14 protein-coding genes are annotated in these 15849 nt (G+C 61.1%); 10 read left to right on the top strand and 4 right to left on the bottom strand.

Annotation, left to right across the window (positions count from 1 at the left end; genetic code table 11):
• Positions 1–136 precede the first annotated feature (136 nt).
• The gene (locus ACW9IR_RS01125) at positions 137–940 is read left to right on the top strand and encodes an SDR family NAD(P)-dependent oxidoreductase (RefSeq protein WP_150706477.1); all 804 of its coding nucleotides are present in this window, start codon (positions 137–139) and stop codon (positions 938–940) included.
• A 22-nt stretch (positions 941–962) separates the two neighbouring features.
• The gene (gene fabF / locus ACW9IR_RS01120) at positions 963–2237 is read left to right on the top strand and encodes a beta-ketoacyl-ACP synthase II (protein WP_457461260.1); all 1275 of its coding nucleotides are present in this window, start codon (positions 963–965) and stop codon (positions 2235–2237) included.
• Here the strand turns inward: fabF and ACW9IR_RS01115 are convergent.
• The 3 genes from ACW9IR_RS01115 to eat all read right to left on the bottom strand — a co-directional run bounded on the left by ACW9IR_RS01115 (position 2234) and on the right by eat (position 4587).
• A complete protein-coding gene (locus ACW9IR_RS01115; RefSeq protein WP_038364332.1) occupies positions 2234–2788 on the bottom strand; it encodes a TetR/AcrR family transcriptional regulator in 555 nt (184 codons plus the stop codon). The two genes, fabF and ACW9IR_RS01115, sit on opposite strands and share 4 nt — an antisense overlap.
• A gap of 137 nt (positions 2789–2925) precedes the next feature.
• On the bottom strand, positions 2926–3093 hold the full coding sequence (locus ACW9IR_RS01110; protein ID WP_007908505.1) for a DUF2897 family protein: 168 nt from the start codon (positions 3091–3093) through the stop codon (positions 2926–2928).
• Positions 3094–3222: 129 nt separating this feature from the next.
• Positions 3223–4587, bottom strand: coding sequence for an ethanolamine permease (eat, locus tag ACW9IR_RS01105; RefSeq protein WP_102899959.1), 1365 nt, complete (start codon positions 4585–4587; stop codon positions 3223–3225).
• Between the two features lie 416 nt (positions 4588–5003).
• On the opposite strand from eat, the gene kdpF reads away from it, so the two are divergent.
• The 6 genes from kdpF (at position 5004) to ACW9IR_RS01075 (ending at position 13281) form a co-directional block, all read left to right on the top strand.
• Positions 5004–5093, top strand: a complete 90-nt coding sequence (gene kdpF / locus ACW9IR_RS01100) for a K(+)-transporting ATPase subunit F (protein ID WP_007899818.1) — start codon at positions 5004–5006, stop codon at positions 5091–5093.
• Positions 5094–5101: 8 nt separating this feature from the next.
• Positions 5102–6796 carry a potassium-transporting ATPase subunit KdpA gene (kdpA, locus tag ACW9IR_RS01095; RefSeq protein WP_122597149.1) on the top strand — a complete coding sequence of 565 codons (1695 nt, stop codon included), beginning with the start codon at positions 5102–5104 and terminating at the stop codon, positions 6794–6796.
• 10 nt (positions 6797–6806) lie between these two features.
• On the top strand, positions 6807–8870 hold the full coding sequence (kdpB, locus tag ACW9IR_RS01090; RefSeq protein ID WP_102899957.1) for a potassium-transporting ATPase subunit KdpB: 2064 nt from the start codon (positions 6807–6809) through the stop codon (positions 8868–8870).
• 336 nt (positions 8871–9206) lie between these two features.
• Positions 9207–9752: a potassium-transporting ATPase subunit KdpC gene (kdpC, locus tag ACW9IR_RS01085; protein WP_457461257.1), complete on the top strand. Its 546-nt coding sequence runs from the start codon at positions 9207–9209 to the stop codon at positions 9750–9752.
• A 130-nt stretch (positions 9753–9882) separates the two neighbouring features.
• Positions 9883–12534, top strand: a complete 2652-nt coding sequence (locus tag ACW9IR_RS01080) for a sensor histidine kinase (RefSeq protein ID WP_102899955.1) — start codon at positions 9883–9885, stop codon at positions 12532–12534.
• Between the two features lie 48 nt (positions 12535–12582).
• Positions 12583–13281: a response regulator gene (locus ACW9IR_RS01075; RefSeq protein ID WP_102899954.1), complete on the top strand. Its 699-nt coding sequence runs from the start codon at positions 12583–12585 to the stop codon at positions 13279–13281.
• Positions 13282–13405: 124 nt separating this feature from the next.
• On the opposite strand, the gene ACW9IR_RS01070 is transcribed toward ACW9IR_RS01075, so the two are convergent.
• A complete protein-coding gene (locus ACW9IR_RS01070; RefSeq protein WP_077573989.1) occupies positions 13406–14443 on the bottom strand; it encodes a patatin-like phospholipase family protein in 1038 nt (345 codons plus the stop codon).
• A gap of 216 nt (positions 14444–14659) precedes the next feature.
• On the opposite strand from ACW9IR_RS01070, the gene ACW9IR_RS01065 reads away from it, so the two are divergent.
• Positions 14660–14938 (top strand): hypothetical protein, encoded by a 279-nt coding sequence (locus ACW9IR_RS01065; RefSeq protein ID WP_016770894.1) that lies wholly within the window; start codon positions 14660–14662, stop codon positions 14936–14938.
• A 79-nt stretch (positions 14939–15017) separates the two neighbouring features.
• Positions 15018–15782 carry a CHAD domain-containing protein gene (locus ACW9IR_RS01060; protein ID WP_095120490.1) on the top strand — a complete coding sequence of 255 codons (765 nt, stop codon included), beginning with the start codon at positions 15018–15020 and terminating at the stop codon, positions 15780–15782.
• Positions 15783–15849: the final 67 nt, after the last annotated feature.

The following is a 15849-nucleotide window of genomic DNA, read 5'->3' as shown; positions in this document are numbered from 1 at the left end:
CCCAATGGGAGCCATTCGGAAGAGTAAAAATTACGACTATCATATTGCTGCGGGATTATGCCTATAATAATTTGCGTCTCGCTTGAGTCTCCGATTCAAAGATCAATCTCCCTTTAAGCGCATCAGGAGCATCGTCATGAATTCTGCCCATTCCCAAGGTACAGCTTTAGTCACTGGCGCATCGTCCGGTATCGGCGCAATTTACGCTGACCGTTTGGCGGCACGTGGTTTTGATCTGTTGCTGGTTGCCCGTGACAAGGAGCGTCTGGAAAGTGCTGCGAGCCAGTTGCGTGATGCCCATGGCGTTCAGGTTGAAGTGCTCAAGGCAGATCTGACCCAGAAGGACGATGTGCTCAAACTCGAACAACGCTTGCGCAGCGATTCCAGCCTCAGCTTGCTGGTCAATAACGCCGGTGTGGCGGCGGACGGACTGCTGGCCAACGCCGATATGGACCAGTTGGAGCAACTGATTCAGTTGAACATCACCGCCGTCACGCGCCTGGCGTCGGCAGCCGCCGCCGGTTTCGCCAAGGCCGGGCGTGGCACGATCATCAATATCGCCTCGGTGGTGGCGTTGTTTCCAGAGCGCTTCAATGCGACCTACAGCGCCAGCAAAGCTTACGTACTGAGCCTGACTCAGTCGCTGAACACTGAACTCGAAGGCACCGGCGTGCAGATCCAGGCCGTGCTGCCGGGTGTAACCCGCACCGAAATCTGGGAACGCTCCGGTATCGATGCCAGCGGCATTCCGGCAGAAATGGTCATGGATGCAGGCGAGATGGTCGATGCGGCGCTGGCAGGGCTGGATCAGGGCGAGTTGATCACCATTCCTTCGCTGCCTGACGCAGGCGAATGGCACGCCTTTGTTGCGGCTCGCCATGTCATGGCGCCGAACCTTTCCCGCAGTGCGGCAGCCCAACGTTACAAGTCCGGCAATTGAAATGATCAGAGGTCACCACGGTATGGATTCGCGTCGAATAGTCGTCACGGGCATGGGCCTGGTTTCACCCTTGGGCAGCGATCTTGAAGTCGTATGGCAGCGTTTGCTGGCCGGGCGTTCTGGTTTGCGTAACTTGCCTGAGGCAACGGTCGCTGATTTGCCGACACGAGTCGGCGGCGCGGTGCCGACGCTGGAAGAGGACGCTGAAGCAGGATTTGATCCGGATCGCGCCACGCCACCCAAGGAACAGAAGAAGATGGACCGCTTTATTCTGTTCGCCATGGAGGCTGCCCGGCAGGCGCTGGAACAGGCTGGCTGGCATCCGTCAGAGAGCAAACACCAAGAACGTACAGCGACGATCATCGGCTCCGGTGTCGGCGGTTTTGGCGCGATTGCCGACGCTGTTCGCATGACCGACAGCCGCGGTCCTCGGCGTTTGTCGCCATTCACCATCCCGTCGTTTCTGGTCAATCTCGCGGCAGGGCACGTGTCCATTCAGCATGGCCTCAAAGGTCCTTTGGGCGCGCCGGTGACGGCGTGCGCTGCGGGTGTTCAAGCGATCGGCGATGCGGCGCGATTGATCCGCGCCGGCGAAGCGGATATTGCCGTGTGTGGCGGCGCGGAAGCTTGCATAGACCGCGTCAGTCTGGCCGGTTTCGCGGCAGCACGGGCACTCTCGAGCGGTTACAACGACACCCCGGAGCGCGCATCTCGGCCGTTCGACAGCGGGCGCGACGGTTTCGTGATGGGCGAGGGCGCGGGGCTGCTGGTGATCGAATCCCTGGAGCATGCCTTGGCCCGAGGCGCGACGCCGCTGGCGGAACTGGTCGGTTATGGCACCAGCGCCGACGCCTATCACCTGACGGCCGGGCCTGAAGATGGCAGTGGCGCGCGGCGGGCGATGACGCTGGCATTGGCGCAGGCGGCAATCACGCCGGATCAGGTGCAGCACCTCAATGCTCACGCGACCTCGACCCCGGTGGGCGACCTCGGCGAGTTGGCGGCGATCAAAGCGTTGTTCGGCACGCAGAATAAAATCGCCGTGACCTCGACCAAGTCAGCCACCGGTCATTTGCTCGGCGCCGCTGGCGGGCTTGAAGCGATCTTCACGCTCTTGGCAATTCGTGATCAGGTGGTACCGCCGACTTTGAATTTCGACAATCCGGATCCGGCAAGCGCAGGGGTGGACATCGTCCATGGCCAGGCGCGGCCGATGTCGATCGAATATGCACTGTCCAATGGTTTCGGGTTTGGTGGAGTCAATGCCAGCGTACTGTTCAAGCGCTGGCAGGCTTAGTCGCGGTTCTTCAGGTGATCGCGGGTGACATCGAGAATGCGCTGCGCAAACTCGGCATCCGCGACGCTGCGTGACAGCAGCAGCGCGCCGACCAGTGTCGACATGATGACGATGGCGCGGTCTGCGCTGTTCTCACCTTCGAGGCTGTTCTCGATCTGCTCCAGCCGAGCATTGAGGACCACGTCGCTGGTGGGACTCGGTTGGCCGCGCAGGCCCAGCTCGGAAGAAATGGTCAGCAACGGACAACCCTCATGTGGCGATGTCTGGTGCCATTCGGACAGGTACGTCTCGATAAAGGCATCAAGCGGATTATCCTGCGAAAAAATCTCGGCACATAACCCGTCGACCTGGTTGCCGGCCTCTTGCAAAGCCTTCTCGACCAACTCGTCCTTGGATTTGAAATGTGAGTAGAAACCGCCATGGGTCAAACCCAGCGCTTTCATCAGGGGTTGCAGACCGGTAGCGCCGATTCCGTCCTTGCGAAAGCGTGCCGAAGCCTCCTTGATGATGCGCTGATGGGTCTGGGCTTTATGGTCCTGCGAATAACGCATCTGGAACTCTCCGCAACAATGTCCCCATCTTAACCAAGGAAAATTAGATGGTGACTGTACTTCTACTTCTTAAAAGCGTGCAGATAGGTCCAATGGCTATAAAAAGCACAAACCCCGCCGATCAGGCGGGGTTGTGTTCAACGGTCTTGTGCATCTTTGGCATCAGCTTCGGCATTGCGTTGGGCAACGCGTCGGCGTTCTTCATCGGTCAGATCGACCTTGTTGGCGGTGTCGCGCAACATCATCAATCCGCCGACGATCGAGCCGATTGCAACGACCAGAATCAACCAGGCATACCAAGGCATAACGGCTCTCCTTAATGGCAGGTCGACGGGCGAGGATTTCGCCGTGCGACGCTGCATACCACGTTTGAGCGAAGTGACTTCGCAGTGGTTCCATTCTAGGCCGCTTGCACCCGGTACACCCGAAATCCCTCAATTACCTGTCAGCATCGCATCGGCTGGTGCATCTGCACGCAGTTGTCCGGTGAGCAGGAAGTAACCGAAGCCGACCGCCATGAAGCCAAGGAAGATCAAGCCGATCAACGCGTTGAACCAGGCCATCGCCACCAGACACACCACCGCCAGTACCAAGGCAATCAGCGGAATCAACGGATAGCACGGCGCGCGGAAAGTACGCTCGAGATTGGGTTCCGATTTACGCAGTTTGAACAGGCTGAGCATGCTCATGATGTACATCACGATCGCACCGAACACGGCCATGGTGATCATCGCGGCGGTGAGGGTCATGCCGCCGAGGTTGATCAGACCGTCGCTGTAAATCGCCGCGATGCCGATGATGCCGCCGACGATGATTGCGCGGTGCGGCGTCTGGAAGCGCGAGAGTTTCGCCAGCGAGGCCGGCAGGTAACCGGCGCGGGCCAGTGCGAAGAACTGCCGCGAGTAGCCGAGGATGATCCCGTGGAAACTGGCCACCAGACCGAACAGGCCGATCCACACCAGCATGTGCAGCCAGCCGGAGTTGTCGCCGACCACGGTTTTCATCGCTTGCGGTAGCGGGTCGTTGATGTTGGCCAAGGTGCGCCAGTCGCCAACGCCGCCGGCAAAGAACATCACGCCCATCGCCAGCAACACCAGGGTCAGGATGCCGCTGATGTAGGCCTTGGGAATCGTGCGCTTGGGATCCTTGGCTTCTTCGGCAGCCATCGCTGCGCCTTCGATGGCAAGGAAGAACCAGATCGCAAACGGAATGGCCGCAAACATCCCGGCAATCGCCGGTGCGCCAAACACATCCGACCCCGCCCAGCCATTGAGGGCGAAGTTGCTGAAACTGAACGCCGGCGCGACCACGCCCATGAACACCAGCAACTCGGCGACGGCCAGCACGCAAACAATCAGCTCGAAAGTAGCCGCCAGTTTCACCCCAAGAATGTTCAGGCCCATGAACACGATGTAGGCGCCGACCGCTGCATGTTTCGGGTCAAGCGCCGGAAACTGCACATTGAGGTATGCGCCAATCGCCAGAGCAATGGCCGGTGGCGCGAAGACGAATTCGATCAGCGTCGCCAGACCTGCGACCAATCCACCTTTTTCACCGAAGGCGCGACGGCTGTAGGCAAACGGCCCACCCGCATGGGGAATCGCGGTGGTCAGTTCGGTGAAGCTGAAGATAAAGCAGGTGTACATGGTCGCGACCATGAACGAGGTCACCAGGAAACCCAGCGTCCCGGCGACGCCCCAGCCGTAACTCCAGCCGAAATACTCCCCGGAAATCACCAGCCCGACGGCGATGCCCCACAGGTGCAAGGTGCCTAGTGTGGGTTTGAGTTGTGTGTTCATGCGTTTGCCCCCTGAACGGTTTGGAAAGCTCGGGGTAGGGCGTTTGCAGTGGACGTGCCAGTGCGCTGAAACAAGTCGTAATGAGTTGAAAGCTGTCGTATCGGGGATGTTCGCGATGGGATAGCTGCTTTTTGTGCGCCAGTTGAGTGCGATGTTGCTAGTCATGCCGTCTTCGCGAGCAAGCTCGCTCCCACATTTTGAAATGCGCTCGCGCAGACAGCGCAAGCCACCTGTGGGAGCGAGCTTGCTCGCGAAGAGGCTGGCCCAGACGCCCCAACTTCTCCTGTAACGCCCGCATAAACCCACTCTTTACGCTTTCTTTATGCACAGCCAACACCCTCGCTCTCGTTCCTTTACAGCCTCCTTTCCGACAATGCCTGCACACACGGCAATACGCCGTAACACGGAGATCTTCCATGAGCGTTCTGGACGGGGTGTCACTGCTATTGGCAGTGGGGCTGTTCATTTATCTGTTGGTTGCGCTGTTGCGCGCGGATCGGAACTAGGAGCGGCTATGCACAGTTATGACTATTGGCTGATCCTCGCGTTTTTTGCGTTGGTCTTGCTGCCGGCGCCGTTCCTTGGGCGCTTTTACTACAAGGTAATGGAAGGTCAGCGCACCTGGCTGACGCCGGTTCTCGGCCCGGTCGAGCGCGGTTGCTATCGCATCGCCGGCGTCGATCCGCAGGCTGAACAGAGCTGGCAGAAATACACGCTGGCACTGCTGGCGTTCAACCTCGCCGGTTTCCTGCTGTTGTTCGCGATCCTGTTGTTCCAGGATCACTTGCCACTGAACCCGCAAAATCTGCCGGGCCAGGAATGGACGCAGGCGTTCAACACCGCGGTCAGTTTCATGACCAACACCAACTGGCAGTCCTACAGCGGTGAAGCCACCCTCAGCTACCTAAGCCAGATGGTCGGCCTCACCGTGCAGAACTTCGTCAGCGCCGCCACCGGCCTCGCCGTGCTGGTTGCGCTGTGCCGTGGCATCGGCCGCAAATCGACGAAAACCCTTGGCAACTTCTGGGTCGACATGACCCGCGCCACCCTCTACGGCTTGCTGCCACTGTGCCTGTTGTTGGCGCTGTACCTGGTCTGGCAGGGCGTGCCGCAAACCTTCGCGCAATATGTGAATGCAGTGACCATGCAGGGCGTCGATCAAGTGATCCCGCTCGGCCCGGCCGCCAGCCAGATTGCGATCAAGCAACTGGGCACCAACGGTGGTGGCTTCTTCGGCGTCAACTCGGCGCACCCGTTCGAGAACCCGACCGCGTGGAGCAACCTGTTCGAAGTCGCTTCGATCATTCTGATCCCGGTGGCGCTGGTGTTCACTTTCGGTCACTACGTCAAAGACCTACGCCAGAGCCGCGCGATCATCGCCTGCATGCTCGCGCTGTTCCTGATCGGCGGCGCGACCTCGCTGTGGGCCGAATATCAGCCGAACCCGACCCTGAACAACGCTGCCGTCGAACAGACTGCGCCGCTGGAAGGCAAGGAAGCACGCTTCGGTACCACCGCCACCGTGCTGTGGTCGGTGACGACGACGGCGGCCTCGAACGGCTCGGTCAACGGCATGCACGACAGCCTCAACCCGCTCAGCGGCATGGTCGCGCTGGTCAACATGATGGTTGGCGAAGTGATCTTCGGCGGCGTCGGTGCCGGGCTCTACGGCATGTTGCTCAACGTGCTGATCGCGGTGTTCCTCGCCGGCCTGATGATCGGGCGAACCCCGGAATACCTCGGCAAGAAACTCCAGGCGCGTGAGGTGCAATTGCTGGTGGTGACCTTGCTGGTCATGCCGGTTGGCGTGCTGGTGCTCGGTGCGATTGCCGCCGCGGTTCCCAGTGCTGCGGCAACCATCAGCAACCCCGGCCCGCACGGTTTCAGCCAGTTGCTCTACGCCTACACCTCGGCCAGCGCCAACAACGGTTCGGCGTTCGGTGGTCTGAGCGCCAACACGCCTTTCCATAACCTGATGCTCGGTCTGGGCATGTTGATCGGTCGCTTCGGTTACATCCTTCCGGTTCTGGCTCTGGCCGGCAGCCTGGCGATGAAGAAAACCGCACCGATTGGCCAGAACAGCTTCCCGACCCATGGCCCGTTGTTCGTGACGCTGTTGACCGTGACCATTTTGCTGGTGGGCGGCCTGACCTTTCTGCCGACTCTGGCGCTCGGCCCGATTGCCGAACATTTAAGTATGGGCTTCTAAGGAATCCATCATGAATATGCACGTTCCTGCAAAACCTGCAGAGCCGACCAAGTCGGCAGAAGCACCGAAAACCGCGATCTCGGCCCTATGGCGGCCGGCGCTGCTGCAAGCTTTCGTCAAGCTCGACCCACGGCAACTGAAGCGTTCGCCGGTGATGCTGGTGGTTGAGCTGACGGCGATTTTCACCACCGTGCTGTGCTTTATTCCCGACGCCGACGTGCCGACCTTCGTCGCCGCGCAAATCGCCCTGTGGCTGTGGTTCACCGTGCTGTTCGCCAACTTCGCCGAAGCCTTGGCCGAAGGTCGCGGCAAGGCGCGCGCCGACAGCCTCAAGGCTGGCAGCGAAGGCCTCAGCGCGCGACGCAAACTGGCCAACGGCAGCTTTCAGGTAGTGCCGGCGGCGAGTCTGCGCAAGGGCGATGTGGTGCGCGTCGAAGCCGGGGAGATGATCCCCGGTGACGGCGAAGTCATCGAAGGCATCGCGGCGGTCAACGAAGCGGCGATCACTGGTGAATCGGCGCCGGTGATTCGTGAGTCCGGTGGCGACCGTTCGGCCGTTACCGGCAATACACGACTGGTGTCCGACTGGCTGCTGGTGCAGATCACCGCCAACCCCGGCGAGTCGACGCTCGACCGCATGATCGCGCTGGTCGAAGGCGCCAAGCGCCAGAAGACGCCCAACGAAGTGGCGCTGGATATCCTGCTGATCGGCCTGACCCTGATCTTCCTGCTGGTGGTCGTAACGCTGCAGCCATTCGCTCATTTTGCCAATGGCAGCCTGCCGCTGGTGTTTCTGGTAGCGCTGCTGGTTACGCTGATTCCGACCACCATCGGCGGTTTGCTGTCGGCGATCGGTATCGCCGGGATGGATCGTCTGGTGCGCCTCAATGTGATCGCCAAGTCCGGTCGCGCAGTGGAAGCGGCGGGCGACGTGCATGTGCTGTTGCTGGACAAGACCGGCACCATCACCTTCGGTAATCGTCGTTGCAGCGCGGTGTATGCCGCGCCGGGTGTGAGTGGTCGCGAGCTGGCTGAAGGTGCGTTGTTTGCTTCGCTTGCCGATGAAACCGCTGAAGGCAAATCCATCGTCGAATACCTGCGCGGTCTGCATCCGCAGCCTGAACCGGCGCCGGAAACCTTGACCGCGGTGCCGTTCAGCGCGGAAACCCGTTTGTCCGGCGTCGACTATCAGGGCCGTGTCTACCGCAAAGGTGCGGTGGATTCGCTGCTGAGTTTCCTCGGCCAGAAACGCTCGGACCTGGCCCCGGCGCTGTCGCGGGAAATCGACAAGATTGCGCAGAGCGGCGGTACACCATTGCTGGTCTGCGCCGACGGTAAATTGCTCGGCGCGATTCACCTCAAGGACGTGGTCAAACCGGGGATCCGCGAACGTTTCGCAGAACTGCGCAAACTGGGCATTCGCACCGTGATGGTCACCGGCGACAACCCGCTGACCGCCGCTGCCATCGCCGCTGAAGCGGGCGTCGATGACGTTCTTGCCGAGGCCACCCCGGAGAAAAAGCTCGCGCGCATTCGTCATGAGCAAAACGACGGTCGTCTGGTCGCGATGTGCGGCGACGGCGCCAACGATGCCCCGGCACTGGCCCAGGCTGACGTCGGCATGGCGATGAACGACGGCACGCAAGCGGCACGCGAAGCGGCGAACATGGTCGACCTCGACAGCGATCCGACCAAGCTGCTCGACGTGGTGCAGATCGGCAAGGAATTGCTGGTGACTCGCGGTGCGTTGACGACATTTTCCATCGCCAACGACGTGGCCAAATACTTCGCGATTCTGCCGGCACTGTTCGCCTCGATCTATCCGCAACTGGGCGTGCTGAACATCATGCAGCTGACCAGTCCGCAGAGCGCGATTCTCTCGGCGATTGTCTTCAACGCCTTGATCATCGTCGTGCTGATTCCGCTGGCGCTGCGCGGTGTGCGGGTGCAAGCGGCGAGTGCGGCGGCGTTGTTGCGACGCAATCTGTTGATTTATGGATTGGGCGGGATTCTGGTGCCGTTCGTGGGGATCAAGGCGATCGACATGTTGCTCACGGCGCTGCATCTGGTGTGAGGCGGAAAAGAGCCCCTCACCCTAACCCTCTCCCGGAGGGAGAGGGGACTGACCGAGGTGTTTACGAGAGTTGCACCGACCTGAAATATCGAGCCGAACTCAGGTTTTGAAAAGCACAGAAATCGGCTCCCTATCCCCATGGCGACTTTTGGAGGAGAGGGAACTGACCTAGGTGTTTACGGAAGCTGTACCGACCTGAAATCCCGAGTCGAACTCAGGTTTGAACTGCACAAAGATCGGCTCCCTTTCCCCCTCGGGGGAGAGGGCTGGGGTGAGGGGGAAAAGATCCCCCTGATACCCCACCAAAGTTTGCCCAACGAATTCGAGGATCTTGAAATGTCCACAATGATACGTCCGGCCCTGAGCCTGCTGGTGCTGATGACCCTGGTCACCGGCGTCGCCTATCCACTGGTAGTAACCGGCGTCGCGCAAATCGCTTTTCCCGAGCAGGCCAATGGCAGCCTGGTGCACGACGCCGACGGCAAAGTCCGCGGCTCGTCGCTGATTGCTCAGGATTTTGTCGGCGATGCCTGGTTCCATCCACGGCCATCCGCCGGTGCGTTTGCTACGGTTTCCAGCAGCGCGAGCAACTTGGCGCCGAGCAATCCGGCACTCGCCACACGGGTGATCGACGACGCCAACAAATTGCAGGTTCCCGGCCAGGGTCCGGTGCCGTTGGCCTTGCTGACCACCTCCGGTAGCGGCCTCGATCCGCACTTGCCACCGGCAGCAATTGCCTATCAACTGGCGCGTGTCTCGGCAGCGCGAAATGTGCCGGTATCGACTCTGCAGCAACTGCTCGATGCGCATATCGAACAGTCGCTGGTGGGGCCGCCGGTGGTGAATGTGCTTGAGTTGAACATGGCCCTGGAAAAACTGTAGTTCTGTGGTGCTGCCATTCGCGAGCAAGCTCGCTCCCACAGGAGGACGCGTTCCAAATGTGGGAGCGAGCTTGCTCGCGAAGGGGCCATAACGGACACCGAATCAACATCAGCAAGAGAGAACATCAAGCATGAGCGACTCCGGCCGCGCCGACGCGCTGTTAGCAGACCTGCCCCGTGACGGCCGTGGCCGGCTCAAGGTTTTTCTCGGCGCCGCCCCCGGTGTCGGCAAGACTTACGCCATGCTTCAGGCTGCGCACACACAGCTGCGCCAAGGCGTGAAAGTTATTGCGGGCGTCGTAGAAACGCACGGCCGCGCTGAAACCGAAGCACTGCTCGGCGGACTGCCGCAGCAACCGTTGGTACGCTCGGAATACCGTGGCGTGATGCTCGAAGAAATGGACCTCGACGGCCTGCTCGCCGCCAAGCCGAAACTTGTGCTGGTGGATGAACTCGCTCACAGCAACGCCCCCGGCAGTCGCCACGCGAAACGCTGGCAAGACATTCAGGAACTGCTCGCCGCCGGCATCGACGTGTTCACCACGGTCAACGTCCAGCATCTGGAAAGTCTCAACGATCAGGTGCGCGGCATCACCGGTGTGCAAGTGCGCGAAACCCTGCCGGACTGGGTGCTGCAAGAAGCTTACGAACTGCTGCTGATCGACCTGCCGCCGCGCGAATTGCTCGAGCGCTTGCGTGAAGGCAAGGTCTACGTGCCGGAGCAGGCGCGCGCGGCGATCGATGCGTTTTTCACCCAAACCAACCTCACCGCGCTGCGTGAGCTGGCGATGCAAACCGCCGCCGCGCAGGTCGATAACGATCTCGCCCAAGGCTATCGCCAGCTCGGTCAGGCCGCCCCAGCGGTACGTGGGCGCTTGCTGGTCGGCGTTGATGGTGATGCGCAAGCCGAACGCCTCGTGCGCCATGCCAGTCGCGTCGCCCAGCGCCGGCATCTGCCGTGGAGCCTGGTGCATGTCGATAACGGTGCGGTGCGCGACGAGCAATCGCGTCTGCGCCTGCAAAGCGCTCAGCAACTGGCGGAGCGCCTCGGTGGTGAAGTGGTTTTATTGCGCGCCGGTGAAGTCGCGAAAACCTTGGTCCAGCATGCTGCCGAGCGCCGTGCGAGTCTGGTGCTGGTCGGCCAGTCTCGGCCGAGTTGGCGTCGTCGACTGTTCGGGGGTGGCTTGGCGGCGCGTCTGTTGCGTCAAGCCCATGGGCTGGAAATCAACGTCCTCGACAATGATCATGAACACCCGCAGTCACGCCCGCGAAACCCGCTGACACTGGTGTGGTTCGACTATGCGCTGGCGCTGGTCGCCACCGTGTTGGCCAGTGCTCTGGCGTGGGCGGTGTCGAGTGTGTTGCCACTGCCGAATATCTCGCTGGTGTTCCTCGCGGCCGTGTTGCTGGTCGCGGTGCGCAGCAGCCTCGGCCCGGCGCTGGCTTGTGCGGCGCTGTCGTTTCTTACCTACGATTTTCTGTTCATTCCGCCGAATTTCTCCTTCAGCATTCAGCGCGAAGAAGACGTGCTGACCTTGCTGTTTTTCCTGCTGATGGCGGCGCTCACCGGCAACCTGGCGGCGCGTCAGCGTCGGCAATTGCAGGCGTTGCGCGACACCCAGGAAGAAACCACCGAACTGCTCGACCTGTCGCGCAAACTCACCGCCGCGACCGATCGCCAAGCCGTGGTCAGCGCCGCCGCGCAACACCTCAATGGCTGGAGCGATCTGCAACTGTGCCTGCTCAATCGCGACGGCCAGGGCGGCTGGAAAGTCGAGACCGGCGGGCCGTTGGAGTTTACCGAGTCCGAGCGTGCCGCCGCCGACTGGGCCTGGCAGCACGATCAACCGGCGGGCATGGGTACCGGCACGCTGCCATTCGGGCGCTGGTGGTGGTGGCCGTTATCGGTCGAGGACGGACCGCTGGCGCTGCTCGGTGTCTGCGCCAAAGAAGGCCAGACCTTGAGTGGCCAGCGTCGCCGCTTGCTCACCGCATTGAGTCAGCCGCTCGCCCAAGCGCTGGCGCGCGCGCAACTGGCGGATGATCTGGAAGCCGCGCGCCTGCACGGTGAGACCGAACAATTGCGCAGCGCCTTGCTGGCATCGGTGTCTCACGATTTGCGCACGCCGCTGACCGCCATGCGCGGCAGCATCGACAGCCTGCTGGCCCTCGGCGAGGCGATCCCGTTGGAGGATCGTCGTGAACTGCTCGAAGGCACCCGCGACGAAGCCGAACGCCTCGACCGCTATATCCAGAATCTGCTCGACATGACCCGGCTCGGCCACGGCGCGCTGAAGCTGGCGCGGGACTGGGTATCGCCGGCAGATATCGTCGGCAGTTCGCTCAATCGTCTGCGTGCGGTGCTGGCGCCGTTGCAGGTCAGCACCGATGTGCCGAGCGAGTTGCCGCTGTTGTTCGTGCATGCCGCGTTGATTGAACAGGCGCTGGTCAATGTGCTGGAAAACGCCGCGCGCTTTTCACCCGCTCACGGACGTTTGCAACTCAGTGCGGGAGCTAATGACGAGGAGATTTTCTTCTCGGTCAGTGACGAGGGGCCGGGGATTCCCGAGGACGAGCGGGCGAAGATTTTCGACATGTTCTACACCGCTGCCCGGGGTGATCGCGGGGGGCAGGGTACCGGCCTCGGGCTGGCGATCTGTCAGGGCATGGTCGGCGCGCACGGTGGGCGTATCAGTGTCGCCGACGGCATCGACGGGCGCGGCACCTGCATCACCTTGCACCTGCCGTTGCAAACCCAACCGGGGATGGACGATGAAGGCTGAAGCCGACTGCGCTACTCTCTTGCCAATCATTTGTGTTGATGTGAATTCATGAGCCAGACCGCGACCATTTTGGTCATCGACGACGAACCGCAGATCCGCAAATTCCTGCGCATCAGCCTCGCTTCCCAAGGCTACAAAGTGCTTGAGGCCGGCACCGGTGCCGAGGGGTTGGCGCAGGCCGCGCTGAACAAACCGGACTTGCTGGTGCTCGACCTCGGCCTGCCGGACATGGACGGCCAGCAGGTGCTGCGCGAGTTTCGCGAGTGGGCCACGGCACCGGTGCTGGTGTTGTCGGTGCGTGCCAGTGAAGGGCAGAAAGTCCAGGCGCTGGATGGCGGCGCCAATGACTACGTGACCAAGCCGTTCGGCATTCAGGAATTCCTTGCTCGGGTCCGCGCGTTGTTACGTCAGGCGCCGGCGGGGGAGGCGCAGCAGGCGGCATTGAGTTTCGGCCCGTTGACGGTGGATCTGGCCTATCGGCGGGTGTTGCTCGACGGTGTCGAAGTGGCGTTGACCCGCAAGGAGTACGCGGTGCTGGCGCAACTGGCGCGGCATCCGGGGCGAGTGATTACCCAGCAGCAATTGCTCAAGGACATCTGGGGACCGACGCACACCGAGGACAGCCATTATCTGCGGATTGTGGTGGGACATTTGCGCCAGAAACTGGCGGATGATCCGACGCGGCCGCGGTTTATCGTGACTGAGGCAGGGGTTGGGTATCGGCTGTTGAGTGACAACACTCTGTAGTTCTGTAGTGACCGATCTGGCGCTTTCGCGAGCAAGCTCGCTCCCACAAGGGAATGCATTCCAAATGTGGGAGCGAGCCTGCTCGCGAAGAGGCCATCAAACACACCCGAGAAATCAGGTCAGATCATCCCTGCTCGCTCTCATACCGATCCAGCGTATCCCGCGCAATCTCCCGCCCCAACGCGATCAACTCCGGCGCTTTGTAAAATTCGAAAAACCGGCACACCCGCTTCGGCACGTTGATCAGAATATCCGGCGGATACCCGGCAATCTTGTACTGCGCCAGCGAGGTCTGCATCACCTCGAAACTCTGGTTGATCAAATCCAGCAGCGAGGCCGGGCCGACGTTATCGATGATGAACGAACCGGTCGCCGATTTCGGTGCGCCTTCACGCTCGGGCGCGGCGGCCGGTTGCTGGCTCTCCGGCTCGGCGCCTTCCAGCCAAGGGTTGATGTCTGCTGCTTCGGCGCGCAGCGCTTCCTGCTCGAGCCGTAATAATTGCTCGGCCTGTGTACGGCGGAACGGCATCTTTGACCCCAACGAGCTGATCAGGCTGTCGAAGCGCGAACGAAACGCGGCCGGGCGCTGGATCACCGGCAGTTTGTAGTGACGCTGGTTGGTCGAGTTGAGATTGACCGCGATGATCAGATCGCAGTGGCTCGACACCACCGGCACGATCGGCAACGGGTTGAGAATGCCGCCATCGACCAGCATGCGATTGCCCTGCATCACCGGGGTGAACAGGCTGGGAATTGCCGCCGAGGCGCGCATGGCTTGATGCAGGCAACCCTCCTGAAACCAGATCTCCTGCTGGTTGGTGAGGTCGGCGGCGACGGCGGTGTAGGGGATGCGCAAGTCTTCGATGTTGATCTCGCCGACGATCTTGCGGATCTGCCCGAAGACCTTTTCGCCGCGAATTGCGCCGAGGCGGAAACTCACGTCGACCAGCCGCAGCACATCCAGATAGTCGAGACTTTCGATCCAGTTCTTGTAAACGTCGAGTTTACCGGCGGCGTAGATCCCGCCGACTACCGCGCCCATCGAACACCCGGCAATGCAGGCGATGTCGTAACCGCGTCGTTCGATCTCTTCAATGACTCCGATATGGGCATAACCCCGGGCGCCACCGGAGCCCAGCACCAGTGCGACACGCTTTTTCATCAAAACTCCTCCCGACAAGGTTGCACAATGCACCCATCGTCGGGCTGGCTCAATCGCCGAGGTCGTTGGGTGCGCCGGTGACGTCGTTTTTTCGATACTGCATGACCCTTCGGCGCTATCCTTCTCAGTTGCGCGGTTTCACCCGCCGGCGAGGCACTTTTTCGCAGCCAAGCCGTCTTACCTGCACGACTGTTGACCTATTTTGAGGTGTGAGTGATGAAAGCCTGGATCTGTGTGCCGTTGATGGCTCTGGTATTGGCCGGTTGCGCCGGTAAAACCGCTTACCGCGACAGCTGCGGCAGTCAGCTCGACGCGGCCTGGCATGAGCTGGATCTGGCCAAGGCCGAAGGCTTTGCCGGCACCGTCAGCTACTCGAAGGCGTTGTCGCTGCTGACCGCCGCGAAGACCCAGCAGCAATTCGAGGGTTTCGAAGGTTGCAGCAAGAAGGCCGAGAAGGCGCGTTTCTACATTCGCGAATCCCGCGCCGGCCGCTAAGCTGCTGACGTGAAGCAAGGAGGCTGCGTTCGCTGGGCAGCAGAATGATCGTCAGAGCCATTTGAATCAGGAGCAAGTGATGTCTGCGTTGGTTGACCGGTTGGTGGCTCATGTCCTGAGTCTGGAGGTGCGTCTGTTGGCCTGTCAGGCGCGATTGACGGCACGCACCGACCCCGAAGCGTTGCATGATCTGCGCACTACGGTGCGGCGCTTGCGCAGCCTGTTGCGGCCATTGCGCGGCTTGCCAGGCGTCGAGCAACTGGAAGACGCCGCTTCGGCAGTCGGCCAATTGACCACTCCATGGCGTGATCGCGAGGTGTTGGCGGCTTATCTGCTCAAGCATGATCAACCCGAAGCGGCGCAACGACGCATGGCGCAAATGGCTGAGGCCTATCCGGCGCTGGCGGCGAGTGCCGAGGTCGCTTCGCTGTTGATGATCCTCGACGCTTTCCCGCGATTCCTGCGCGCTTCCCAGCGTCAGGGCTTGCTCAAGAGCTTGGACAAGCGCATCGAAAAACGCCTGGGCAAGCAATGGCAGAAACTCGACGAAGCACTGCACGATCCCGCTCACGACCGTCATCGCTTGCGCTTGCTGATCAAACGCGTGCGGTACGGCATCGAAGCTTATCCCGAACTGGACCGCTTGCCCGAAACGGCGCTGGCGCGATTGAAATCGGCCCAGGGCGCGTTGGGTGACTGGCACGATTGCTGGCAGTGGTTGGCGAAGGCTGAGCTTGAGGCGGATCTGCAGCCTTGTGTCGCCACTTGGCAGGCGACCATGATCAACGCCGAAGCGAAGGCTGATCGCGTGCTGGAAAAACTCAGTTCAGCCTGTTTCAAATAATCCTGAATCACCACAAATCCCCTGTAGGAGTGAGCCTGCTCGCGATAGCGGTTTGACATTCAACAAC

The organism is Pseudomonas sp. SDT291_1_S447, from assembly GCF_054070155.1.
This window is presented reverse-complemented; position numbering and strand designations above follow the sequence as displayed.